The following is a 22,217-nucleotide window of genomic DNA, read 5'->3' as shown; positions in this document are numbered from 1 at the left end:
GAGCGCTAGGATGGTCGGTATGGCCACAGAAACGACGAGCGAGACGCTTCAGAAACAGCGGTTGTTTGAGGAGCAAGCCTTGCCCTTGCTGGACCAGCTCTACGGCGGAGCGATGCGTCTGACGCGCAACCCGCAAGATGCAGAGGATTTGATCCAAGAGACCTACCTCAAGGCCTTTAGCAACTTCGATTCCTTCAAACAGGGCACGAACTTGAAGGCGTGGCTGTACCGCATCATGACGAATGCCTACATCAACTCCTACCGGAAGGCCAAGCGCCGCCCAGTGGAATCCTCAGCGGATGAGCTTAGTGACTTTCAGCTGTATACCACGTCCGGACATGACTCCACGGGCCTGGAATCAGCGGAGGTCGAAGCGCTCAAGCAGATGCCGGACTCGGAGATTTCCGAGGCCATGAATGACTTACCGGAGGATTATCGCATGGTGGTGTACTACTCGGATGTAGTGGGTTTGGCCTATAAGGAAATCGCAGAAGTGATGGGCACCCCGTTGGGGACGGTCATGAGCCGCCTCCACCGCGGAAGAAAATTACTCCGCGCGGCGTTGAAGGACGTAGCACGAGAAAAAGGCATTGGTCGCAACCACCCAGAGATGGAGGAGAAGTAATGGAACGCGCAACAGGACGCAATTGCGGTGCGTGTAACTCTCCCGAGGTTGAAGCGCTCTTTCGGGAGCTGTTCGATGAATCAACGAGCTATGCGCGAGCACTGGAAATCCGCGAGCACCTCGCGCAGTGCGATGCCTGTCAGCAGCGCGTCGAGAGTGAAGAAGTAGTCCGAGCGCTTGTGCGCAAATGTTGCGGGGGACAGGCTGCACCGCAGTCACTGCGCCAGCGCATTTGCGTGGAGATTACGCGGACTGAAATCACCTGGGGCTAGGGCCACCGAGGCCAAGTTAACGCCTAGGCTACGTTAATTAGGTGTAGGCGCATACGCAAAGGGCTCGTTCCCGTCCTCGGAATGAGGAAGGAAACGAGCCCTGAATGCTGACGTTATGCGTTAGGACGCTTGCCGTGGTTAGCGGACTTCTTACGGCGATCCTTGCGCTTACGGCCACGCTTGCTCATCGCGTACTCCTTCTGTTAAGGGTAAATGAACTTATTTAACTGTAGCGGCAGGGTATGCCGGAGTGTTAATCGGGGGTGTGCCTTCTGAGGGTTCTTTAGGCAGAAACGCGGGCGCGGGCGCGGCTGCGGTTGCGGCGCTTGATGGCGCGGCGCTCTTCCTCAGAGAGACCGCCCCAGACACCGGCGTCCTGGCCGGATTCCAGGGCCCACTTGAGGCAGGAAGAGGCAACTGGGCAGCGGTTGCAGACCAGCTTGGCCTTAGCGATCTGGGTGAGTGCAGGGCCGGAATTACCGACGGGGAAGAAGAGCTCCGGGTCTTCGTCGCGGCAAACAGCTTCGTGGCGCCAATCCATGATTGAAATCTCCTAACAAATTTTTGACAGCAGTGGGTGAAAGTAGGCGCACCTAGGGCAGTTCACAGCTGTGAACTGTTCCGAGTGCTACGGGGTGAAGTGGACTGGTCTGCGGTCAGTGGGGCCCTGTCTCGAGTTGGGGCCAGCGTCGACGCCGCCGTGGTTCACTTTCTGTTAACTCGAAGTTTGCTCCGAGTTATGAACTGATTTAACAGCTCGTTGTTTTTGCTACCTGAGAATAATGACACGTTTACTCAAAGTCCGCTAGGGGTAAAGGGTAAAAAGTGTCCAAAGTCACTAAAGAAATGCAGTCGGTTTAGGATTTACTAATGGATTGGAGGCTGTAAGAAGGCTGTCAATAATCCGTCTACCAGCGTTGATGGGGGTAAAACTGTGAGTGTGGTGACCTGGATCGCGTCAAATCCATATTCAGTCCTCTGCCCCCGAAGACTGGGCGTGTGGGAAGGTCTAGCTGAATGCCGAGGACTGTGTCTGCGGGGCGGGGGAGTCTGCGGTGTGGAGATGTCCTAAACCGAAGGGGTAAGAAGTAGACTAAGCGGCCGTGAACAAGAAGAAGAAACAGTCATCGGCTACGTCTCCCCGGACCGTAGGGAATGGCGCGCCGGCTTCGGTCATCGCGGCTGCGGGAATCGCGGTGGTTCAGTCCATCGCCGTTATCATCTTTGGCATTTTCCTCATCGTCCGTGAGGTATCTGGCGCTGAAAACGACTCGATGGTTTCCGACTCAGGCGCGACAGGCTTCGTCGGCCTGGGCACGGCCATCTTCATTTTTATCGTCTTCGGCTTTGTCATCGTTGGCTCCTGGGCCTTCGTGAAAGGCAAACGCTGGGGGCGCGGGGCCATCGTGCTCGTGGAATTCATCCTGGGCGCCATCGCCTTCCAGATGTTCAGTGGGGGCTCAGCCCTACTCGGTGCACTAACCCTAGCGAGCGCCGGACTGGTGCTGTACCTGCTCATGGTGCGACCCGAGGCGGCGCAATGGGCTGAAAGCCACTTCTAGGATGCCTTGAGCGCCACGGCCGTGTCCCCGCGCTGTTCAACGATGACCGTGCCGGACAAGGTCAGCGAAATCGGGCCTGAATAGCCATCACGGTCGACGGGGATGGTGCGCTCCGTCTTACCGGTCGACCAATCCACCACGTCGATCCCTTCTTCAGTGGGCACGAGAACGCGTTCGTCAACGGCAATGCCAGTGCCCAGCGCTTGCTCTAAAACGTGGTCAACCTTGAGCTGAGTTGGCGTGAAGAGGTAGAGGCGCTCGCCATCAAACCACGTCATGTGGTGGGGCAGATCGGCTACGGCAGGAGCAAAGGGGGAGGCGGAGTTGATGATGGACGTCGAAGGTTCCACGTCCGTGGACGACAGCGCTTCACCCTCAAAGTTATAGGACACGATGCGAGGTGTATCGCCCGGCAAGAAGACTGCGGCCGCCTCCTGACCGTAGGCGACGAGGCGCGCGCCCGGATCCTCGATCTTGATGTCTTTGGAAATCTCCGGAGAGCGGGAATCCTCCGGTGTGGCGGTCTGGATACGCAACCACGTGGCATCCGGGGAATCCGGGCAGGATTCGGTCACTGCCATCGTCTCGGTACGGGTCAGCGCTGATGTGATGGCGCAGTCCTCGTGGGGCTGCATGTTGGGTTCCTGCTTGGCATCGACATCGCCGTACTCCACCGTGCGCACGAGGTCGGAGCGCCACAGCTCTACCCGCTCGGCGGAGACAGTTCCCACGCGGTCGTTCGAGACGATGGGGACCACCTCGTCGGAATTGCGGGCGCTGCGGGTATCGGAATACTGGCCGGAGGCAGCATCGATCGCCACCACATCACCGCAGCCGTTGCCCGCATCATAGGAAGCGACAATCTTGTTCCACGCCGTGCCGAGCGAACACAGGTCGGCATCGCGGCGCTCATAGGTCCACACCTCATCGCCGGCAGCATTCGTGGCGCTCAGGGCGTCGCCGTCATGAGTCACCAGCAGACCCTTCGACGACACAGCCCGGGCTTGGCCCGGGACTAAGGCGTTGGGCAGGCTGAAGGATTCGGTGAGGGAGTTCGGGACGGCGGTGAGAAGCGCTGGCTCGGCGTTGGCAGCAGCGTCGACTGCCGGGGTGAGCTCAGCCTTGTGGATCGGTGCGGTGATGACCGCACCGCCGATGGCGATGGCGCATACCGCGCTGATCGCGCCCACGGCAATCCAGTCCGCCTTCGTGGAACGCAAAATGGGTGCCTTCTTCGCAGCGGCGTTGTCGACCGGGGATTCTTGGGCGTGCTCGGTGCTCATCGGCGTCCTCCTTGGCGGGGATTGCGTTTACGGGAACGGGTGCGGCGCGAAGCGCGGGCTGAGCGCGTGGATTCGCCACGCGGGGAGTCTCCGCGCGGGGAACCCGAGCGCCGGGGTCCACCCAACACCTTGGTGGGTGGGCCGACCGTATCGGCAACCCCTTCCGGAACATCAAGTGCTTCCATAAGCTCCGGAGAAGTGCTGAACCACTGTGGTGGCTCCGGCTGGCCCAAGTCGAGTTCGTCGTTGATGACCTGCCACTTGCCCAGCTCGTCGTAACCGACGAGGGTCACCGCCGTGCCCGTATGGCCGGCGCGGCCGGTACGGCCGATGCGGTGAACAAACGTCATTGGATCGTCCGGAACCTGATAGTTGATGACGTGGGTGACATCATCAATGTCGATGCCGCGGGCGGCGACATCCGTGGCCACGAGAATTTCCACGGTGCCGTCGCGGAAGGCATCGAGCGAGCGCTCGCGTGCTTTTTGATCCATGTCGCCATGAACCGCGCCCACCGCGAACCCGCGCTGCGCCAGCTCCTCCGCGACGGCGGCCGCCGAGCGCTTCGTGCGCGTGAAAATGATGGTGCGCCCGCGGCCGTGAGTCTGCAGGATCTTTCCCAGTATCGCAACCTTGTCCATGCGGTGCGCTTGGAAGGTGACCTTGCGGGTGGAGGCATGGGTCTGCTGGGCGTCGGCAGATTCGGCACGGATATGCACCGGCTGGTCCAGGAAGGTGCGAGCCAGCGTCACGATGGGGCCAGGCATAGTGGCGGAAAAGAGCATGGTCTGGTGCGGATTGCCGTGCAGCAGGGAGAGAATCTTCTCGATGTCCGGAAGGAAGCCTAAGTCCAGCATCTCGTCGGCTTCATCCAATACAAGAACGCTGACCTGATCGAAGGATAAGTGCTTCTTCTGACAGAGATCGAGGAGGCGGCCCGGGGTGCCCACGACGACGTCCGCGCCTGCGTTGATCTGTTTGATCTGCTCCTCATAGGGGCGACCGCCGCACAAGGTGATGACGCTGAGCGGCAGATTCGCGGCAGCGACCTGCAAGTCCCCGCTGACCTGGATGGCTAGCTCGCGCGTTGGTGCAATGACCAGCGCGCGGGGGGTTCCGTCAAGCTCCGGGATGTCGGCATCATCGAAGACGCGATCGAGAAGCGGTACACCGAAGCCGTAGGTCTTTCCCATGCCGGTGCGCGCTTGGCCAATGAGGTCCTGGCCATTGAGCGCGATGGGGAGCGTGAGCTCCTGGATGGCGAAGGTGTGCGTAATCCCGTTGTCAGCGAGGGCATCGCAGATCTCTACGGCGACGCCGAGCTCGGCAAAGGTAGGGGATTCGCGGGAATCGCGGGAAGATTTCGGGGCAAGCACACCTTGATAGTAGAGGACGTGGCTATAGTGGGGCCATTAGAGCGCCGGGGGCGCAGGCCTCACGGCACCGATTAATGACAACGATCTAAGGGAGACACACCACATGGACATCAAGTTTGGTTTTGCCGATACCGCCCGCGAACTGGTTATTCATGCCGAAGGCGAGCGCGAAGAACTGACCCAGACCATTAACAATGCCTTGGCGGAGAACTCCACCCTCGAATTGAAGGACACCAAGGGTCGCTCCTACATTGTGCGCACCGAGCGAGTCGTCTACGTAGAAATCGGCACTGCACGCGCCCACACCGTCGGTTTCGCGGGCTAAGTACGCGCGCGCCGTCTCAGCGGGTAGCCTAAATGGCCATGGAGAATCCCGCGGATCTTGGACAGCACCCACAGCGCCTTTCAGCGGTGGAGCGTTTCGCTCGCGAGTATGGCTGGTGGCGCGTGGTGGCGATCCCCGTCATGGTCGTCATCACCGTGTGGGTGCTCGTTGACGTTTTCCGCTCCCCAGCTCAGGAGGCGGACGTGACGGCGGCAGGGGAGACGTCGACAAGCAGCGCTACCGCAACCCCGTCCCTGCCCAAGGGGCCCGATCCTGCCAACGCCAGTGCGGTCGCTGCTGCCAAGGATGGCTTGCCTGCCGGCGGTGCCTTCACGGAACAAGGTGATGAAACCTACCGCGATGCCGGCCCTTCCACCATGCACGCGGGCAAGGGTGGAAAACAGACCATCCGTTTTTCCGTGGAAATTGAAAATGGCGTGGACACCTCTGCCTACGGTGGGGATGCTGCGGTGGTCTCTCTGGTCGACGCCACCCTGTCCGACCCCCGCGGGTGGACCGCCAACGGAGACTTCGAATTCATCCACGTCAAGGCCGATGACAACCCGGATACGCACATCCGGCTGACCTCACTGGGGACCACCGCAAAGCTGTGCGGTGCGCAGCTGGAATCGGAAACCTCGTGTCACACGACGATTACCGGTGAATCCGCGGTCAACCTCAACGAGTCTCGCTGGGTGCGGGGCGCTGCGCCGTTTGAGGGGGATTTGGGCAACTACCGCCAGTACCTGATCAACCATGAGTTCGGCCACGCCATTGGTTACGCGGCCCACCAGCCCTGTGGTGGCGAGGGTAAGCTCGCGCCCGTCATGATGCAGCAGACGCTGAGCCTCAACAACGGGAAGCTCTTTGAGAAGGAACCAAACGAGGTGTATCCGGACGAGGACGTCACCTGCGAGCCGAACCCGTGGCCCTACCCGAATCCGGCTAATTCTGATCACGCCAAGCCCGAGTAAGCCGCTCGAAATTTAAGGACTATTTCCCATGCCACTGCCACCTGAGCCCGTTCTCGCCGCCTTCAACGCCGAGTTTCACCCGCGCCGAACGCAGGGAGAGCTCGTGGGGCCTGCCTGGGATAACGGGATTCGCGTCGGGGATATCGTCTTTGCCGAGGCGCGGCCGTGGACTGGTTGGTCCGCCAAGGTACGCGAGAAACTCAGCGTGCCGGGAGCGCGTATCGCCCGCCCGGTTCTGACCGCCGATGGGCGCTACACAGCCGCTGGGTGGAAAGCCACACAATTCGTGGACGGTCAGTTGCGAGGCCGCATCGATGAAACCGTGCAGTTAGCGCTGCGCCTTGATGACGCCCTCGATGTGGCCCCTCTGCCCACCATGGACCGGCGCGAGGATGTGTTTGCGCGGGCGGAGCGGGCCGCGTGGGAGGAGAGCGGCGAGGCCTATTCTGATGCCGAGCTTGCGCACCTCCCGTTGGTCACCGCTCACATGGATCTTCTGGGAACCACCATTTTTTCCGGGGCTAATCCGCCGGCGCTGATTGATATCGTGCCTTCTGCCGCTCCGCGTCCGGCGGGCTGGACTGCAGCGATAGTCATGGTGGATGGTCTGATCGCGGGGGCGGTGGATGGTGATATTTGCACCCGCTTTGCGTCGGTGCCTGGAATACAGCAGCTCTTGCTGCGTGCAGTGGCGTATCGCCGGTACGTCAATATCCTGCACCCGCGCTCCAAGGCGACCGTGCGTTCGAACATAGAAAGGGTGGAAGAGGCCCTCGTGTCCGCGGCATCTGACAGACTGTAGGGCGTGAAGTACAGCAGCGAATCCCCCACACGTTCCGGCGTCACGCTTCCTCCCTCGCCGGATGTCCGCCTTGTTCCCCGGAACCGCCGGGCCACGTCGCGCACATGGGATGTACCGGTGCCCACGGAAGGCACGTGGCGGGTGCTCGGCGCGGCCGGGTCCGGAGTATCGAGCCTGCTGATCGACGTGGTCTTGGGCCAGCTCAACGCCGGGGCCGATGCCTCCGGCATCCTCGTCGTCGCCCCGTCCAAGGAATCCGGTTCGCTGCTGCGCAGGGAATTAGCAGAAAACCTCGATGATTATGCGGCGCAAACATCGATGGTGCGCTCGGTGCACTCTTTGGCCTTTGCATTGCTGCGCCAGAGCAGCGAGGAAGAGCTGCGCCTGATTACCGGCGCAGAGCAGGATGCGGTCATCCGCGAGCTGCTCCAAGGCCATGCTGCGGATGGCAGGGGTGCGTGGCCGGAGGAGATGCGGCCGGCCCTGGAGTACGTGGGTTTTGCGCGCCAGTTGCGTGACTTGTTGTTGCGTGCCATCGAACGGGGGCTGGGCCCGACAGAGCTCGAGGAGCTCGGGGAGCGCCATGCTCGGCCCATGTGGACTGCTGCCGGCGAGTTCCTGCGCGAATATGAGCGGACTCAGGCTCTGGCGGGTTCGCATTCCTATTCCGCGGCAGAACTGGTCAGCCAGGTGCTTTTGCGCCCTGAGCTACTGCGCGAGCACCCGTGGCACACCATCGTGGTCGATGACGCCCAGTTGCTCGACCCGACCTCCGGCCAGCTGATCGCGGAGTTGGCGAAGACCGCCCGCCTCACCGTGATTGGTGGTGACCCTGACCAAGCGGTCTTTGCTTTCCGTGGTGCTAATTCGGAATTCCTCACCACGTGGGAGGCAGAGAACGAGCTGCGCTTAGACTCGACGCACCGCACTCCCTCCCCGGCCTGCGTGAGCGTCGTGGAGTCCCGCGGCACCTTGCGCGATGTCCTGGCCAACACGGTTCGCCGCCGGCACCTCGAGGACGGCGTGGACTGGCGTGATATCGCTGTCATCGTGCGCTCTACCGGGGATATCGGCCCCGCCCGGCGCACGCTGCTGTCTGCTGGCGTGCCAGTGCACATCAACCCCACGGACGTGGTGCTGGCGGAACAGCGCTTGGTCAAGGCGGTGCTTCTGGCTCTACGTGCTTTGGAGAATGAGCTTGAGCCCGTGGAGCTCGAGGACCTGATTACCGGTCCTGTCGGCGGTGCGGACCCAGTCACGCTGCGGAGGCTCATTCGCGGCCTGCGCCGTTGGAAGCCGGAGCAGCGCGGTATGGACACGCTGCGAGAGCTGCTGGATGGTGAGTTGCCGGACTTCAACAACCTCCTGACTGAGCGCGAAGAAGCGATCCTGGCCCGCATTCGCGGGGTGCTGTCGGCCGGGCGTGCGGCCTTGCAGCAAGGCGCTGCTGTTGAGGAAGTCCTCTGGGAGGTGTGGCAGGCCACCGGTTTGGACACGCGCCTGCAGGCGGCAGCCTTGCGCGGCGGTGCCGCGGGTTCGCAGGCGGACCGAGACCTGGATGCCATGATGGCGCTGTTCGATGCCGCCGGTGACTATGCCGAGCGCCGCCCGGCGGCCTCCCTAGAGTCCTTCATCCTGCACATCACGGAGCAAGAATTGCCCACCGGCGTGCGGGATCGTCGCTCGGCGCTGCCTGATGCGGTAGAGATCCTCACCGCGCACGGCGCGGTGGGCCGCGAGTGGGACACCGTCATCGTGGCGGGCGTTCAGGAAGGAACGTGGCCGTCGGTAGGGGAGACCGGCTCTCTCTTCGGGCAAGAGGACCTCATCGATCTCCTAGATCGCGGCATCACACCCGGCACCCCAGTCAGCCACGTGTCGGGGCGCTTGGCGGAGGAGCGCCGGCTCTTCCACGTGGCCACCACGCGTCACCGATGCCGCCTGCTCGTCCTCGCGGTGGATTCGCCGGAGAGCGATGTGGCCGAGGAGCCGTCGCGCTTCATCGATGAGTTCCTGTCCGCCCGCGGTGTCGATGTCCCAGGAGCACAAGCGCGCCGGGAAGCAGGTAAGCGGCTGGCGCGCCAGGCCTGGCCACGCGAGCTGGGCCTCGAGGTTCCGGAACCGAATCCAGTGACGTTGCCCAGTGCGGCTAGTGGGGAGGAAGAGCTCGATCCCCTTGACGTCTCCGTGCTCTCGGTTCCCGCCTTCGTGGCGCAGCTGCGGCGTTGCGCTACCGATCCGGAGACGGGTGAGGCCGAGCGCTCCCAAGCGGTGCGGCAGTTGGCCCGTCTGGCCGAGGCTGGGGTTCCGGGGGCGCACCCGGATCAGTGGTGGGCCGCCCGCGGCATCGCCTCGGAGCTGCCTCTGCATGGTTCCAGTACCGTGTCGCCGTCCCGGGTCGATGCCCTGCTCACGTGTCCGCTCAATGCGGTGCTCGGGCAGCTCGTCGAGGATGACTCAGCGGATATCAACCTTCTGCGGGGAAATTTGGCGCATGCTTTCCTGGAGGCGCTGGGCCGGGGAGCTGCCGCTGAGCCTGCGAAGCAGCTCGTGGTTGATGCCTTCGCCGCGCTGCTTGATGGCCCCGCGTGGCGCCGCGAGGCTGAGCGCGCGGACTTTGAGCGCCTTATCGACCGCACCCACAGCTGGGTGCTCTCGAGCTCGACGTCACTCGAACCCGTCGGCGTTGAGGTTCCCGTCACCGTGGACATCGGCCTCGATGTCACCATTCGTGGGTTCATCGACCGGCTGGCGAAGGCCGGTGAGGACTATGTGGTAGTGGATCTCAAGACCGGAACAACGGTTCCCTCGAAGGCCAGCGCCCAGGACAATACCCAGCTCATGACGTATCAGCTGGCCCTGGCACACGGTGAACTCGTCACGGCACCAGCGGACTCTGACGGCGAGCCTCAGTCTGTATCCATCCGGACCGGTGCCGGCCTGCCGCGTGGCGGCGGCGTGCTGGTGTACCCGCGATCCAGCGCTGCCTCCGTGTCCACCCGGGAACAAGCGACCAAGCCCCCGGAGGAACTCGAGGAATTTGCGCAGGCGCTACCTGCACTCGTGGCCGAGCTGCGCGGACCGGGGCTGACCGCGCGTGAAAACGCCGATTGTGATCGGTGCCCGATCCGCCCTATTTGCCCTGTGATGAATGAAGGAGCTCTGGTGACCGATGCCTAAGAACACCACCCAACACTTCAGTCCTGAGGAGCTGGCCAGCGCGCTGGGGAAGCCTTTTCCTCCCACCGCAGAGCAAGCCGCAGTCATCGACGGTCCACTCGGGCCGAAACTGGTCGTGGCCGGCGCGGGCGCTGGTAAGACGGAGACGATGGCCTCGCGCGTGGTGTCGCTGGTCGCAAACGGGTTGGTGCGGCCCGAGCAAGTCCTGGGCCTGACCTTTACCCGCAAGGCAGCCCAGCAGCTGGAGCAGCGCATCCGCCGCCAGTTGCTGACCCTGCGCTCCTCAGGAATCCTTGCTCCGGGCAGCCCAGCGGCAGAGGCAGTGGAGAATATCGCGCCTAACGTCTCCACCTATGACTCCTACGCGGGTGATCTGGTCCGCGAGTATGGCTTGCTCATGCCGGTGGAGCCGAATGCCCGCATTATCACTGAGGCGGAGCGCTATGCCATCGCCCACGAGGTCGTCAGCAACTACACGGGCTCGCTGAGCACCGATAATGCCGTGGCCACGGTCACCGCCACCTTGCTCAAACTGGCAGAGACCATGGACGGGGAGCTCAAGGATCCCCACGATCTGTATGAGCACGAGGACATCTTCCGCAAGACCGCAGAGGACCTAGAGAAGAGCAAGAGGACCAGCGGTGAGTACAGCCAAAAGCTGCAGGGATACCTGGATACCCAACGCCTGCGCCTGGAGTACCTGCCCTTGGTGGAAGCACTGAAGAAGGAACAGGCGGAGCGGGGCGTCATCACCTTCGGCGAGCAGATGTCCATCGCTGCCACCCTGGCCAAAAACTTCCCCCTCTTGGGCGAGCAACAAAGCGCGCGGTATCGCGTGGTCATGCTGGATGAGTACCAGGACACTTCCCACGCGCAGCGCATCCTGCTGCGTTCCCTCTTCGGTGGTAGGCGCGAGGGGCTCTCGGTTACCGCGGTCGGTGACCCCATGCAGTCCATCTATGGCTGGCGCGGGGCGACGGCGGAAAACCTCGAGGCCTTCGTCACGGACTTCCCGCAGGCTGACGGCACCCCGGCGCCCAAAGACCAGTTGACCACCTCCTGGCGCAACCCCTCGACGGTGCTGGGGATGGCCAATGACGTGGCCTCGAAGCTCTTCTCCGAAAGCCCGGGCGAGCGGCCGGTGGATGAGCTATCGCCGAAGCCCACCGCGCCGGCAGGCACGGTAGAGCTGGGCTATTTCGCCTCCGAAGATGAGGAACGAGACTTCATCGCAGAGCACCTGCGTCAGCTCTATGAGTCCACGCCGGAGGGTGAGGACTTCAGCGCCGCAGTACTCGTGCGCACCAATAAACAGTCGCCGTTGATCGCCGCGGCCCTGGACAAGGCCGGGGTCCCCAACGAAATCTTTGGTCTCGGCGGGCTGCTCTGGCAGCCGGAGATCCAAGACCTCGTAGCGGTGGCCACCTTGCTGGTGCGTCCGCAGGACACCGCGGCGGCGCTGCGCGTGCTGACCGGGCCGATGTGTGGCCTAGGTATCGCCGACATCCAGGCGCTGCATTCGCGTCAGCGCAACCTTGCCGGTGCTGCGGAGGGGCGCACACGCTGGGAGGGCGGTGATCCCCTGGAGCACCTGGCTACCCAAATCGAGGACATCACCGCAGAGGGGCCTGACCAGGTGCTGGGGCTTGCCGACGCCCTCGCAGACCTCGGCGAACGCGAGCGCTACAGTGCCGAAGGCCTAGAGCGCATGGAAGAGGTTTCCTCCAAGCTGCGCTACCTCCGCACCTATTCCCTGGGAAAGTCGCTCAACGACATTGTCGCCGATATTGAGTTGCTCTTTGGTCTGCGTACCGAGGTCTTAGCCTCCGGGAAGCCAGGCGGGGCAACACACCTCGACGCCTTCGCCGACGTCGTCGCTGGTTTCCACGGGGAGGGCCTAGCCGGGCTCCTGGACTATCTTGAGCTGGCTAAGGAGAAGGAAGACGGCCTTGAGTTGGGAGAGGTCCCGCTCGTGCGCAACCGCGTCCACATCATGACGGTGCACAAGGCTAAGGGCTTGGAATGGGAACACCTCTGCGTGGCACACGCGGATTCCACAAGCTATAAGGCGCAGGCGGAGACTTTCCTGACCAAGATCGAAAAAGCACCGGGTGATGAGGATGTCATCGATGTCCCCGAGGACGCGGTGACACGCTCCGACTTCGACAAGGCGTGTGAGGCTTTCAAGGAACAAAACCGCGAGTTCCAAGCAGAGGAAGCAGCCCGCCTGTTCTACGTGGCAATGACCCGCACCGAGTCCACCCTGACGGTGACTGGCTCCGGAACCAATAAGGCGAAGGGCAAGAGCAAGAAGGGCCCGTATTCCTACCTGCAACTGCTGGCGGATAAGCACCCAGAGCTCGTCGTCCACTGGGAGGTCCCCGAGAACCCCGTGGAAGACGAAGAGCGTTCTGTTACGGAGGCCTCCTTCCCTGCACTAACCCCGCAACCGGAAGCGCTCAAGGCCGCAGACGCGGTGCGCGCGGCAATGGAGAACCTGCCACCGCTGCGCGATGGCGAGGTCTTTGGACTCTGGGAGCAGGAGGCGAGCGCGCTCATCGAGGAACACAAAGCCCTCCAAGCCCCGGTGGTCGATGTGGAGCTGCCTGGCGAGTTGACAGCCTCCGACATGGTGGCGATGTCAGCGGATCCCACTCAGTTTGCCCGCCGCCAGCGCCGCCCCATTCCCTTCAAACCTAACTCCTATGCCAAGCGCGGCACCGCCTTCCACGCCTGGCTGGAGGATCGGTTTGGGGCGCCCGCCTTGCTGGGGGAGGACGAGCTGCCCGGCTCCCACGATGAGCCGGACCACGACCTGGAATCACTCAAAGAGTCTTTCCTAGATTCGGAGTGGGCGCAGCGCACACCTGCCTATGTGGAAGCGCCTTTTGAGATCACCATTGGGGACTCGGTCGTCCGCGGCCGCATGGACGCGGTCTTCCAACAACCGGATGGTTCCTGGCTCATCGTGGACTGGAAGACTGGCCGCCGCCCGCAGGGCGCTGCACTGAACTCGGCGCAGATTCAGCTCGCCGTGTATGCGGAGGCATGGCGGCGTATTCACGGCGTGGAGACCGTCCGCGCGGCGTTCTTCTATGTGCATGAGAACTACCTTTTGGAGCCGGAGAACTTACCCACTGGAGCACGGCTGGCTGAGCTTTTAAGCTCTGCAGTTTCCACGCCACCAGGGTTGAGTCTAAGGTAGTCTCACGAGGAAATCCGCATCATCTAGGGAGGTTGGCGCTTCGTGCCCAAGCACTTAAGAAAACGCATTACGTCGCGTTTTTTATCGCAGGTTGAGCTGACCTCGCAGCCTGACCACGCGTTGCTCGATGTCATCACGATTCCGCGCACGCAAAGCACCAGCCCGTGGAAGCAACTGGCGCGCCGCGTGATATGGGCCATGGGGCTGATGGTCTTTGTCACCATCATCGTCTTTTTCGACGGTGACGGGTATAGCGAGGATTTGTCTTTCTTGGATGCGGCTTATTACTCGGCGGTGTCGCTGACCACTGTGGGCTACGGCGATATTGTCCCTGTGACTCCCACCGCGCGCTTCATTAACCTTATTATCGTTACCCCGGCCCGCCTGCTCTTCCTTGTTTTGTTGGTCGGTGCTACCTTGTCGGTTCTGACGGATCGAGCCCGTCGCACGTTTGAAATCCAGAATTGGAGAAAGCAATTGCGTAACCACACCGTCGTCATCGGCTATGGCACCAAGGGCGCCGGTGCGGTCGCCGCGCTGATCGCCGACGACGTCCCCGCCTCCCAGATCGTTGTTGTTGATAACAACCGTGCAGCCTTGGCCAGTGCCGAGCACCACGGCCTCGTCACCATCTATGGCTCCGGAACCAAGCAGGACGTCCTGCGCATCGCCGGCGCGCAGCATGCATCCTCCGTAGTGGTGACTCCGTCCACGGACGATACCGCGGTGCTGTGTACGTTGTCCGTGCGCGAGCTTAACCCTAAGGCCAAGGTGGTCGCGTCTGTGCGTGAATCTGAAAACCGCCACCTTCTCCTTCAATCCGGCGCTGATTCGGTGGTGACCTCGGCGGAGACGGCCGGCCGCCTCCTGGGCCTCGCTACCGTAACGCCAACCGTGGTGGAGATGATGGAGGATCTCCTCTCACCAAATGAGGGTTTCTCCGTGGCGGAGCGCGCGGTGCGCGAATTCGAGGTGGGCTCCAACCCGCGCCACCTCGCTGACATTGTCCTGGCCGTCTTGCGCAACAACGAGCTGCACCGCGTCGACACGGCAGATGCGTACGCGCTCAAGCCCGGTGACCGCCTGCTCTACATCAAGCACGAGATGCAGCAGGCCGCGGAAGATTCCGATGAAGACGAGGACGAAGGCAACTAATGTTCCTTCCTGTCACCGAGACCGGCCGCGTCCCGGTTACGCCACAGGGCCAGCCGGTCTTTCTGGCTGAGCCGGCGGGGGACATCGTGGTCACGGCCGGGGCCATCCATGCTTTCCTACTGGGCACCGAGGCCGCCGAGCGGCTCGGCTCGCTGCGTGATGCCACCTTCTTTAACGGTCAGCGCGACATCCTCAAAGCCCTGCACCTGATCCGTAACCGTCGGGAAGCGCGCTTTGATCCGCGCAGCGGCCGCGAGCTGTCTTATCCTGCGCCCGGGGCGGTGGGGCGCGACGGCGAGCGCCTCGTCTTCCCACGCCTTGATCCCGCCGTCATCGGTATTATCCGTCACGCAGACTCGGACCAAATCCTGTTGGCTCGTAACCGCCACCGTCCTAACTTCTTCTCCTTGATTGCCGGCTATGTGGATCCCGGTGAGACCCTCGAAGAAGCGATGATCCGGGAGGCACTGGAAGAGACCGGCCGCCGCGTGGAGTCAGTCAAGTACTGGGGTTCACAGCCGTGGCCGCCGAGCGGTTCGTTGATGGTGGGCTTTTCCGCGGTCACGGAGGATGTCCAGCCCGTGTGCGATACTGACGACGAGCTCGCTGAGGTGCGGTGGGTGTCCCGCGCCGAGCTTCCAACAATGACCATTGCCCGCCAGGGCTCAATTGCACACACGATGATTATGGAGTGGTTCCACGGTGATGAGACCGGATCTGTCCCTGCTCGATGAAGACCAACGGGCCGCCGCCACGGCGCCGCGCGGCCCGGTCTGCATCCTGGCCGGTGCCGGAACGGGCAAAACTCGCACGATCACCTATCGCATCGCCCACATGGTGGATCAGGGCTTCGTCAACCCGCAGCGTGTTCTGGCCGTCACTTTTACCTCTCGTGCCGCGAGTGAAATGCGCGAGCGTCTCAACCAGATGGGTGTCGGGGGAGTGCAGGCTCAAACCTTCCACGCCGCGGCGCGCCGCCAACTGAAGTACTTCTGGCCGCAGGTCGCCGGGGATCTGCCGTGGCAGCTCATCGATAATAAGTTCAGCCTGGTTGCACGTGCGGTGCGTTCGCTCGGTCTGGACAATAACAAGGACACCATCCGTGACTTCCTGGGGGAAATCGAATGGGCGAAGTCTTCGTTGATCAGCCCCGAGGGCTATCCCGGCGTCATCGAGTCCACGGACCGCGAAGCACCGGGGGATCCGGCCAAGGTGGCAGAGGTCTTCCGCCGCTACGAGGACATGAAGGCCACCCCGGATCTCATGTACCTTGATTTCGATGATTTGCTCATGCACATCGCGGGCGCCATCGAGAACGTACCGGCGGTGGCGGAGGTCTTCCGTGAGCAGTACCGCACCTTCGTGGTGGATGAGTACCAAGACGTGACGCCGCTGCAACAGCGCGTGCTGGAGGCCTGGCTGGGGGAGCGCGATGACCTGACGGTCGTGGGCGATGCTAACCAGACCATTTATTCCTTCAACGGAGCTTCCCCGGAGTACCTGCTGAATTTTTCCCGTACGTATCCGCAGGCCACGGTGGTAAAGCTGCAGCGAGATTACCGCTCCACTCCGCAGGTGACGGATTTGGCCAACGAGGTCATCTCGAAGGCCACGGGCCGCGCGGCGGGGACCCGCCTGGAGCTGCAAGGTATGCGCGAGCCTGGCCCCGAGCCCACTTTTAAGGCCTATGAGTCTGAGGAGATCGAAGCCAAGGAGGTCGCGGGCCAGGTTCTGACCCTGCTCAACCAGGGCGTGAAGGCCTCTGAAATCGCAATTCTTTACCGCATCAACGCGCAATCGGAGCAGTTTGAGCAGGCGCTTGCCGACGCCGGAGTGGTCTACCAAGTCCGCGGCGGCGAGGGATTCTTCCGCCGCCCAGAGATCTTGGAGGCCATCCGCGTGCTCATCGCTGCCACGCGCCGTGATGATCTGCCGAATGACCCTGTGGCCGTGGCACGTGCGGCCTTCGTGGAGCTGGGGCTGTCCGCCACGGAGCCGCAGGGCGCGCAGGCGCGTGAGCGCTGGCAGTCGCTCACGGCGTTGGTGGATCTCATCGCGCAGATCGTGGAGGACCACGAAGGGATCGACCTGCCTGGCGTGCTGGGGGAGCTGCACCGCCGCTCCGAAAACAAGCACAACCCCACGATGGAGGGCGTGACCCTAGCGACCATCCACGCTGCCAAGGGCTTGGAGTGGGATGCGGTCTTCCTCGTTGGCCTCACCGAAAAACTCTTGCCCATTAACCACGCCATCAAGGCCGGCGATGAGCACGTGGAGGAGGAGCGCCGGCTGTTCTATGTCGGCATTACCCGTGCGCGCGAGCACCTGGCTTTGTCGTGGGCGTTAGCCAAGACGACCGGTTCGCGGGCTTCGCGTGAGCGAACTCGCTTCCTTGACGGCGTGGTGCCGGGAATCGAGGAGAGCCAGTCATCGAACCGTCGCTATCGCCCGCGCCGCTGCCGCGTGTGCTCGGGCCAGCTCAGCAGTCCCGCCGAAAAGGTTCTGGGGCGCCACGAGTGGTGCGAATATGAGGGCGATGAGGATGTCTTCAACGCACTGCGCGCGTGGCGCGCGTCCGTGGCGAAGGACTCTCAGGTACCTGCTTATGTCGTGTTCTCTGACGCCACCCTGCAAGCGATCTCGGAGGCGCTTCCCACAAACGAGGCGGAGCTGCTCGATATCTCCGGGGTGGGCCCTTCCAAGCTGGAGCGCTACGGCGCGGAGGTGCTGCAGATCATCGCCTCGACCCGGGGTTAGGCACCGGCGCAGAACGTACAGCGTGGGTGCTCCATCAACAGCCGGTGTTGCTCGATCCCGTAGGGGTCTATCTCCTTAAGCTCCCCGGCTAACGGCTTGCCGCCGGGAGCCCCGGGCGGGGCGGGCCTTCCCAAAAGGCGGCGGATGGTGACCACAGCATGCATCACTATTGCGGTGCGCACGATCGGATCCCCCGGCGGTTCTACCGCGGCGGCGCGGCGCGCCACCTCGTGCCACTGCTCGTCCGCATCGATGCGGTGCAGATGCGCGCACAGTGGGCAAGGCCCCGCGCCGGCTACGCGGACCGGACCGATGATGCCGCGGGCATCCAGCATCGATACCGGTAGCCACGTCGCCGAGGATTTGTGCAGGGCTTGTGCCCATTCCGTCGCGCCGTCCAGCATGTCGACGGCGACAATCGGCAGGTGCCCGGCCACGTTCGCGATGTACTCGGAGGGTGTTTCGCTGTGGAGAGGGGAGCGGGGCTGGAAGGAATCGTTCAGGAGGACGTCGCGTAGCTCGTTAGCGAGGGCCGACGTACCCAGCACGGCCACGCGCTGCGGCTGGGGCGCTGGCCACAGAACGCGGTAACTGATCAGATCATCAACCAGGCTGCGGGCAGCAGACGGGCTGGTGCCGGTATTTTCGATGGATTTTTCAATGGTCTGCCGGGTCAGCGGGGTGCGCAACCGATTGAGCAGGCGTGCCAGTTGTGGGTGGGCCTCGAACACGCCGACGCGCGTGGCATCCATCCCACACTGGAGCATCCCGGGCTCGCGCTCCAGGATTGTGGTTTCCGGCGCCAGCATATACGTCTGTGCAGACATGGTTTCCTCCCCGTTGATGACCCACCCCAGCTGTGCTTAGCCATCATTGCACCACAGGTAGAATGCCCTGTCATGTCGAACAACCCCGAGGTCCGTGTCATTCGCTCCGCCCGGCGCCGTCGCACCGTCCAAGCCCGCGTTGTTGATGGCGTTCTCGAGGTGCGCATTCCTGCCTGGATGTCGGCAGCAGAAGAACAGAAAGCAGTGGATGAGATCGTGGCGAAGGTGCGCAAGAAGCACACCTCGTCGCAGCGTTCCGATGCCTCTCTCACCGCCCGCGCACGCACGTTGAACACTCGCTATTTGGACGACCGCGCCACGGTGGGATCCATTCGGTGGGTCAGCAACCAAAAATCCCGCTGGGGTAGTTGCACTACCTCAACGGGAGATATTCGGATTTCTGACCGGCTGCAGGACGTCCCCGACTATGTGCTCGATGCGGTCATCATCCACGAGCTGACACATACCTTCATTCCGGGCCATGGCCCGGACTTTTGGGAGTGGGCCGACCGCGCCCCCAAAGCAGAACGCGCGAAGGGGTACCTCGAGGCCTACCAGCGTTTCCGCTAGTTCTCTTCCTCCGGCCCGTCCTTTTTGTCCTCGTCGCCGTCGGCGTCTGCGCCCTCACCAGCGCTATCGCTGGCATCGTCCCCGGCATCCTGCTGGCGGAGCATCTCCTCCAGCTTGGAGAATTCTGCCTCAAAGCCCTCATCGGGATTGTCATCGAGCAACCCGTCGATGAAGGACGCCGGGTTCTCCAAGTGCTCGGCCGTGGGCAGAAGATCCGGATGGTCCCAGGCGGAATCGCGCTTATCGGCGCCCACCGCGATGGTGGCGCGGCGCCACAGCTCAGCGGCGGCCTCCACCTTCGGGGCGTTGAGTTCGATGCCGACGACCTGGGAGAAGGCCTTCTCCGCGGAGCCGCCAGTGGAGCGGCGGTGCGCCCACGCCTCAGTCATTGCCTTCGTAGACGGGATGCGCTCTCCCAGGGCCTCGGTCACCACGTGCTCAACCCAGCCCTCGACGAGTGCCAGGAGGGTCTCCAAGCGGGAAGCCGCTCCCGCGTTGCGCGAGGTGATCCGCGGGGACAGGTCCATGCCCTGCAGCTTGTTCATCGCGTCCTGGATGGCCTGCGGGTCACCGGATTCCAGGTTGAGCTCGCGTGTGGCTTCCTCGATATGGGAGGTATCGATGACCAAGCCCATGGCGTATTCCTCGACGGAGGAGACGAGGCGCTCGACCAACCACGGCACATGCTTGAACAGGCGCTGGCGGGCGGCTTCACGGGCGCCGATGTAGACGAGTACTTCCTGGCCCGGAACGTTGAGATCGCGCGCGATGGCCTGAATATTGTGCGGCAAGAGTGCGGTGGTGCCTGCGGGGGAGACCGGCAAACCGAAGTCAGAACCGGTCAGCGCCTGGGCAGCCAGATCACCGAGGGCGTGGCCCAGCTTCATGCCGAAGTTCATGCCGGACATCGAGTTCATCATCGAGGTCATCGGGCCCATCATCTCGCGGGCCTCCTCCGGCAGGGATTCCAGCTGCGCGGAATTCATGTGTTCGGCTACCGGAGTGACCATGCGTTGCCACATCGGCAGCGTCTCATCCAGCCACTGCGCGGAATTCCACGCGGTGACGGTGCCGGACGCGGTGGGCAGGATCGTGGCATCATCCAGCCACAGTTCCGCCAGGCGCACGGCTTCTTGCACGGCGGTGCGGTCCTGCTCGCTGACCTCTTTATCGCGGGAGATCTGCTGGTGTGCGATGCGCTTGGCCAAGTCATAGTTGACCGGGCCAGCACCCTCCGGGGAATTCATGGAGGAACCCATGCCGGACAGCATCTGGCCGAACTGATTCAACAGGTCTCCTAGGCCACCGTTGCCCGCGCTGAAGCCGAAGGCGCCGAACGGGTTCTGGTCGCGACGATCGTTGTCATCGTCATCGTCGTTATTGGGGAAGGAAAAACCGAATCCGTTGCTCATGGGCCCTAATCTACTAGGTTTCCTAACGCGGATTCTAGGACCACGGCAACGCTGAGAGCGAACAGGCACCCCAAGGCTGTAGGCTGATCCTCCGTGAAAACTCCGCAGAACCCCCGAGCCCGCCGCCTGTCCACCCTCACGTGGGGAGCCATTCCGGTGGTGTTGACGGGAGCCCTGCTCAGCATCGACCACATTCCCGGCACCGATATCACCTTGTCCGTTCCCTACGCCGCCGAAGGACCAGGGCCCACCGTGGACACTTTGGGCGAGGTGGAAGGTGAGCCGGTGGTCAACGTCGAAGCCCCAGAGACGTTCCAGCCGAAGGGGCATCTCAACATGACCACGGTCTCTGTGCGCACCAACATGACGCTAGCCCAGGCCCTGGGCCGGTGGCTGTTGACGGATGACACCATCGTCCCCATCGAGAATGTTATCCCGCAGGGCAAGACAGATAAGGAGGTCCAAGAGGCCAATCAGCAGGCCTTTACCCAGTCCGAGTCAGCCGCCACGGTCGCTGCCATGGACTATCTGGACAAGCCCGTGCGGATTGAGGTCGCACAAGTCCTCGACGACGGCCCCGCAGCAGGCGCGCTTGACGACGCCGACATCATCACCACCGTCAACGGTGACAAGGTCACGGAGCCTGGCCAAGTGCAAGAGAAGATTCGTGCTCTTCAGCCTGGCGATGAGGTGGAGCTAGGCATCGTTCGCAAGGGCGAGGAAAAGACTGTCGGGGTCACCCTCGGCTCCCACCCAGAGCAGGGGGACGTGGCCCTGCTAGGCATCCTTATGACCTCGGTGCCCACCGAGGACATCACGGTGGACTATAACCTGCAGGACATTGGCGGGCCCTCGGCCGGCATGATGTTTACGCTGGCGGTGATTGACAAGCTTTCCAGTGAGGACCTCACCGGCGGCCGCTTCGTTGCCGGCACCGGCACTATCGGCGAGGACGGAGAGGTCGGCCCCATCGGTGGCATCGTCCATAAGGTAAATGCAGCGCAGGAGGCGGGCGCCGAGCTTTTCCTCGCCCCAGCCGATAATTGCGCGGAGGCGGTTAGCCGCAAAACGGGCGACATGGTGGTGGCCAAGGTCCACACGCTGGATGATGCCATCGAGGCTATGCACAACTTCGCCGAGGGAAGCCCCGTCGAGACCTGCGAAGGCTAGACCTTAAGGAAGTTGCGGCCCTAGACCAAGCCAAGCTCCTTGAGGCGCTCTTCCGGATCGTCCTGGTCCGTGGAAATCATCTGCTGCATGATGAGGCCCTCATCGTTATCCACCACGGTGAGGATGGCCGTGTTGCCCAGCATGGACCAGCCCACGACGCGGCTACCGCTGTCCTCGAGGACGCGGGAGCTGCGCAGCTCGGTGAGCACCTGGGTGGTCTGGGAAGCCTTGGTCTTCGACTTGAAGAACTGGAACTGGCCTACCTCCGATCCGGAGCAGTTGAAAGAATCCGTCACGCCATTGGGATCGCAGCGGTCGAATTGTGCGAAGATCTCTTCCGGCACGAGGCCACCGAAGATCTCATAAGCCTGCTCCACGGATTCATTGAAGTCTCCGCTGGGCTCAGCGGACTCGCTGGCGTCTTTGTCTTTGTCCTTCCGAGCAACGGAGCTTCCTGCTGTCGCGGATTCATCCTCGGCCTCCGAGCTGTCAGCAGACTCGGACGTGGCGGGAGTAGTCGTCTCGGATTCCTCGGCGGAGGTGGCCGGGGCCGGCGCGCTGGTCTTCTCCGCGGCGGTGGTTGCTTCGCTCGCAGGTGCCGGCTCAGGGGAGGGCACATCGTCCTTCCCACATGCGGTGAGCAGGCAGCCGGTGGCAAGCACGGCCGAAGCTGCGGCGGTGAAGCGGGATGTCAAGCGCACGAGAGACTCCTCTATCAATTG

At 62.8% G+C, this 22,217-nt stretch carries 20 protein-coding genes; 13 read left to right on the top strand and 7 right to left on the bottom strand.

Translation table 11 applies throughout. The features are described from left to right. Nucleotides 1-19 precede the first annotated feature (19 nt). Both HMPREF2565_RS09640 and rsrA read left to right on the top strand, forming a co-directional pair. Complete coding sequence (locus HMPREF2565_RS09640; RefSeq protein WP_046647460.1) at nucleotides 20-625, top strand: sigma-70 family RNA polymerase sigma factor; 606 nt, start codon at nucleotides 20-22, stop codon at nucleotides 623-625. Next, a complete protein-coding gene (rsrA, locus tag HMPREF2565_RS13525; RefSeq protein WP_080975102.1) occupies nucleotides 625-897 on the top strand; it encodes a mycothiol system anti-sigma-R factor in 273 nt (90 codons plus the stop codon). The genes HMPREF2565_RS09640 and rsrA overlap by 1 nt, the downstream gene beginning before the upstream one ends. Before the next feature lie 113 nt (nucleotides 898-1,010). On the opposite strand, the gene HMPREF2565_RS14425 is transcribed toward rsrA, so the two are convergent. Then, nucleotides 1,011-1,085, bottom strand: a complete 75-nt coding sequence (locus HMPREF2565_RS14425) for a 50S ribosomal protein bL37 (protein ID WP_012714902.1) — start codon at nucleotides 1,083-1,085, stop codon at nucleotides 1,011-1,013. Nucleotides 1,086-1,180: 95 nt separating this feature from the next. After that, nucleotides 1,181-1,438, bottom strand: coding sequence for a WhiB family transcriptional regulator (locus HMPREF2565_RS09635; RefSeq protein WP_042529827.1), 258 nt, complete (start codon nucleotides 1,436-1,438; stop codon nucleotides 1,181-1,183). A gap of 562 nt (nucleotides 1,439-2,000) precedes the next feature. On the opposite strand from HMPREF2565_RS09635, the gene HMPREF2565_RS09630 reads away from it, so the two are divergent. Next, nucleotides 2,001-2,459: a hypothetical protein gene (locus HMPREF2565_RS09630; protein ID WP_071407243.1), complete on the top strand. Its 459-nt coding sequence runs from the start codon at nucleotides 2,001-2,003 to the stop codon at nucleotides 2,457-2,459. Here the strand turns inward: HMPREF2565_RS09630 and HMPREF2565_RS09625 are convergent. Both HMPREF2565_RS09625 and HMPREF2565_RS09620 read right to left on the bottom strand, forming a co-directional pair. After that, nucleotides 2,456-3,742 carry an Rv3212 family protein gene (locus HMPREF2565_RS09625; protein ID WP_071407242.1) on the bottom strand — a complete coding sequence of 429 codons (1,287 nt, stop codon included), beginning with the start codon at nucleotides 3,740-3,742 and terminating at the stop codon, nucleotides 2,456-2,458. The two genes, HMPREF2565_RS09630 and HMPREF2565_RS09625, sit on opposite strands and share 4 nt — an antisense overlap. Then, nucleotides 3,739-5,118: a DEAD/DEAH box helicase gene (locus HMPREF2565_RS09620; RefSeq protein ID WP_071407241.1), complete on the bottom strand. Its 1,380-nt coding sequence runs from the start codon at nucleotides 5,116-5,118 to the stop codon at nucleotides 3,739-3,741. Before HMPREF2565_RS09620 ends, HMPREF2565_RS09625 begins: the two co-directional genes overlap by 4 nt. A gap of 103 nt (nucleotides 5,119-5,221) precedes the next feature. On the opposite strand from HMPREF2565_RS09620, the gene HMPREF2565_RS09615 reads away from it, so the two are divergent. The 8 genes from HMPREF2565_RS09615 to HMPREF2565_RS09580 are packed head-to-tail and all read left to right on the top strand — an operon-like array spanning nucleotide 5,222 to nucleotide 17,516. Beyond that, complete coding sequence (locus HMPREF2565_RS09615) at nucleotides 5,222-5,443, top strand: DUF3107 domain-containing protein (RefSeq protein ID WP_046647465.1); 222 nt, start codon at nucleotides 5,222-5,224, stop codon at nucleotides 5,441-5,443. Between the two features lie 32 nt (nucleotides 5,444-5,475). Further along, complete coding sequence (locus HMPREF2565_RS09610; protein WP_071407240.1) at nucleotides 5,476-6,417, top strand: DUF3152 domain-containing protein; 942 nt, start codon at nucleotides 5,476-5,478, stop codon at nucleotides 6,415-6,417. Between the two features lie 28 nt (nucleotides 6,418-6,445). Then, the gene (locus HMPREF2565_RS09605; RefSeq protein WP_071407239.1) at nucleotides 6,446-7,219 is read left to right on the top strand and encodes a hypothetical protein; all 774 of its coding nucleotides are present in this window, start codon (nucleotides 6,446-6,448) and stop codon (nucleotides 7,217-7,219) included. Between the two features lie 3 nt (nucleotides 7,220-7,222). Next, the gene (locus HMPREF2565_RS09600) at nucleotides 7,223-10,399 is read left to right on the top strand and encodes an ATP-dependent DNA helicase (RefSeq protein ID WP_084738729.1); all 3,177 of its coding nucleotides are present in this window, start codon (nucleotides 7,223-7,225) and stop codon (nucleotides 10,397-10,399) included. After that, on the top strand, nucleotides 10,392-13,604 hold the full coding sequence (locus tag HMPREF2565_RS09595) for an ATP-dependent helicase (RefSeq protein WP_071407237.1): 3,213 nt from the start codon (nucleotides 10,392-10,394) through the stop codon (nucleotides 13,602-13,604). Before HMPREF2565_RS09600 ends, HMPREF2565_RS09595 begins: the two co-directional genes overlap by 8 nt. A 42-nt stretch (nucleotides 13,605-13,646) precedes the next feature. Then, nucleotides 13,647-14,759, top strand: a complete 1,113-nt coding sequence (locus HMPREF2565_RS09590) for a potassium channel family protein (protein ID WP_049156104.1) — start codon at nucleotides 13,647-13,649, stop codon at nucleotides 14,757-14,759. Next, nucleotides 14,759-15,493 (top strand): NAD(+) diphosphatase, encoded by a 735-nt coding sequence (locus tag HMPREF2565_RS09585; protein ID WP_046647468.1) that lies wholly within the window; start codon nucleotides 14,759-14,761, stop codon nucleotides 15,491-15,493. The genes HMPREF2565_RS09590 and HMPREF2565_RS09585 overlap by 1 nt, the downstream gene beginning before the upstream one ends. Beyond that, nucleotides 15,465-17,516 carry an ATP-dependent DNA helicase UvrD2 gene (locus tag HMPREF2565_RS09580; protein ID WP_210385901.1) on the top strand — a complete coding sequence of 684 codons (2,052 nt, stop codon included), beginning with the start codon at nucleotides 15,465-15,467 and terminating at the stop codon, nucleotides 17,514-17,516. Before HMPREF2565_RS09585 ends, HMPREF2565_RS09580 begins: the two co-directional genes overlap by 29 nt. On the opposite strand, the gene HMPREF2565_RS09575 is transcribed toward HMPREF2565_RS09580, so the two are convergent. Further along, nucleotides 17,513-18,343: a hypothetical protein gene (locus tag HMPREF2565_RS09575; RefSeq protein ID WP_070512163.1), complete on the bottom strand. Its 831-nt coding sequence runs from the start codon at nucleotides 18,341-18,343 to the stop codon at nucleotides 17,513-17,515. The two genes, HMPREF2565_RS09580 and HMPREF2565_RS09575, sit on opposite strands and share 4 nt — an antisense overlap. 72 nt (nucleotides 18,344-18,415) lie before the next feature. Here HMPREF2565_RS09575 and HMPREF2565_RS09570 point away from each other — a divergent pair, with 72 nt between their 5' ends. Continuing rightward, nucleotides 18,416-18,913: a M48 metallopeptidase family protein gene (locus tag HMPREF2565_RS09570; RefSeq protein ID WP_071407235.1), complete on the top strand. Its 498-nt coding sequence runs from the start codon at nucleotides 18,416-18,418 to the stop codon at nucleotides 18,911-18,913. Here HMPREF2565_RS09570 and HMPREF2565_RS09565 read toward each other — a convergent pair. Next, nucleotides 18,910-20,325: a zinc-dependent metalloprotease gene (locus tag HMPREF2565_RS09565; protein WP_071407234.1), complete on the bottom strand. Its 1,416-nt coding sequence runs from the start codon at nucleotides 20,323-20,325 to the stop codon at nucleotides 18,910-18,912. The genes HMPREF2565_RS09570 and HMPREF2565_RS09565 overlap by 4 nt on opposite strands. A gap of 93 nt (nucleotides 20,326-20,418) precedes the next feature. On the opposite strand from HMPREF2565_RS09565, the gene HMPREF2565_RS09560 reads away from it, so the two are divergent. After that, entirely contained in the window at nucleotides 20,419-21,495 is a 1,077-nt protein-coding gene (locus HMPREF2565_RS09560; RefSeq protein ID WP_071407233.1) for a YlbL family protein, read from the top strand. A gap of 20 nt (nucleotides 21,496-21,515) precedes the next feature. Here the strand turns inward: HMPREF2565_RS09560 and HMPREF2565_RS09555 are convergent, their stop codons facing one another. Next, nucleotides 21,516-22,196, bottom strand: a complete 681-nt coding sequence (locus HMPREF2565_RS09555; RefSeq protein WP_071407232.1) for a beta-N-acetylglucosaminidase — start codon at nucleotides 22,194-22,196, stop codon at nucleotides 21,516-21,518. Nucleotides 22,197-22,217 lie beyond the last annotated feature (21 nt).

Origin of the sequence: Corynebacterium sp. HMSC072A04, assembly GCF_001809235.1 — a bacterium.
Taxonomy (GTDB): Bacteria; Actinomycetota; Actinomycetes; order Mycobacteriales; family Mycobacteriaceae; genus Corynebacterium; species Corynebacterium hiratae.
The sequence above is the reverse complement of the archived record's forward strand: the minus strand, read 5'-3'. Positions and strand labels throughout refer to the sequence as shown.